At 61.7% G+C, this 1,584-nt stretch carries 2 protein-coding genes; both read right to left on the bottom strand.

Annotation, left to right across the window (positions count from 1 at the left end; genetic code table 11):
- Positions 1-40: 40 nt before the first annotated feature.
- Entirely contained in the window at positions 41-1,051 is a 1,011-nt protein-coding gene (locus tag ACYVD1_RS34645; RefSeq protein WP_460778705.1) for an IS3 family transposase, read from the bottom strand.
- A 23-nt stretch (positions 1,052-1,074) separates the two neighbouring features.
- Positions 1,075-1,494, bottom strand: a complete 420-nt coding sequence (locus ACYVD1_RS34640) for a transposase (protein ID WP_460778704.1) — start codon at positions 1,492-1,494, stop codon at positions 1,075-1,077.
- Positions 1,495-1,584 lie beyond the last annotated feature (90 nt).

The raw sequence follows: 1,584 nt of genomic DNA, 5'->3' as shown, positions 1-1,584 counted from the left end.
CGGAGTGTGTCAAGTCGAATCGGACAGGGGTAGGTGATCGTCAGGCCGCTTCACACAGGTCAGCGCTGTGCTGCGCGGTAGGTGCGGTGTCCGGTTCGTTGATCCACGCGGCCTCGGGAAGAGCAGGCAGCACAGGCCTGCGGGTGAACCGCTGCGGGTTGGCCGCGCGGAAGGCCTCAATGGCTTGCGATCGTTTGTCCTGAATCGCGTGCGCGGTGCCGATATGCACTGTGAAAGGAGTGTGCAGCCCGATCCCGGAGTGGTAGTGCTCGTGGTTGTAATACTGGAAGAATCTGCGGCAGAACCGACGGGCTCCCTGGATGGACCCGAACCGATCAGGAAACGCCGGGCAGTACTTGAGCGTCTTGAAATGCGCTTCGCTGTAGGGGTTGTCGTTGCTGGTCTTCGGCCTGGAGTGCGATTTGGTGATACCGAGCATGGACAGCAGTTCGGCAACTGACTGCGATGTCATCGCGGTGCCGCGATCGGAATGGATCACCTCAGCGGCGATCTGACCGTTGGCCGCGATGGAGTGAGCGATGAACCCTTCGGCGATCTCGCCTGATTCTCTGGTGTGGATTTCCCAGTGCACCACGCACCGGGAGTAGATGTCGATCATGACGTACAGATCGAAGAACCTGCCCGGGCCGGGGCCACGCAGTTTCGTGATGTCATAGCTCCACACCTGGTTCGGGGCGTGGGCTACCAGTTCGGGTTTGGTCTTGGGCGGGTGGGTGGCCTGGGCCCGCCGCTCCCGGCTCTGGCCGCGTTCGCGCAGCAGCCGGTACATCGTGGCCACCGAGCACAGGTAGGTGCCCTCGTCCAGCAGGGCCGCCCACACCTGCCGGGGAGCTTTGTCCCGAAACCTCGTGCTGTTGAGGACTGCGATGATGTGTTCGCGTTCTTCGCTCTCCAACCGGTTCGGGGGAGGCGTCCTGACGGGCTCTGTCGGGGCGGATGGGTTTCGGTCCCGGTTGCGGTAATGGGTCGAGCGGTTGATGCCCGACAGGCGGCAGGACTCTTTGACTCCGGTATGTGGTTCGAGTTGGATTCGTGTGTTCTCGCGAATCTCGGTTACGAGTTCTCCGAGTCCGCGCTCTCGGACACGATCTCCAAGAGCGCGTGTGCTTTTCCCAGGATTTCCATGGCTGCTTCGGTCTGGGTCAGCTTCTTGGACATCCGGGCGTTGTCCCGTTCGAGTTTGGCTTTCTCCCGGCGTAGCTGTTCCAGTTCGACCTGTTCGGGTGTCTTCTTTTTGGAGGTCGTCCCGGTTGCGGGTGAGGTGCTCAGTTCGCCGCCATCTCGCTGTTTGCGCCAGAGCTGGATGCTGGAGTCGTAGAGTCCTTCCCTGCGCAGCAGGGCGCCTTTCTCGCCGGCGGGTGCGGTGTCGTATTCCTGAAGGATCCGCAGCTTGTAGGCGTGGGTGAAGGTCCGGCGCTTGGGCCGGTTGGCTCGAGGCCCTTCATCGTTGGTGTGGAGGTCGTGGTTGGTCATTGTCACCGTGGTGGTTGCCTGTTCTCGCCCTGCTTGTGTCAGTTAGTGAAGGTTATCCCTTGGTGTCCCACTTGAGCCTGACACAGAGGG

This window comes from Nocardiopsis nanhaiensis, from assembly GCF_054778635.1.
The sequence above is the reverse complement of the archived record's forward strand: the minus strand, read 5'-3'. Positions and strand labels throughout refer to the sequence as shown.

Coding starts and splice junctions, on each gene's coding strand:
- ACYVD1_RS34640 (WP_460778704.1), bottom strand. CDS start 1,494: ATGACCAACCACGACCTCCACACCAACGATGAAGGGCCTCGAGCCAAC.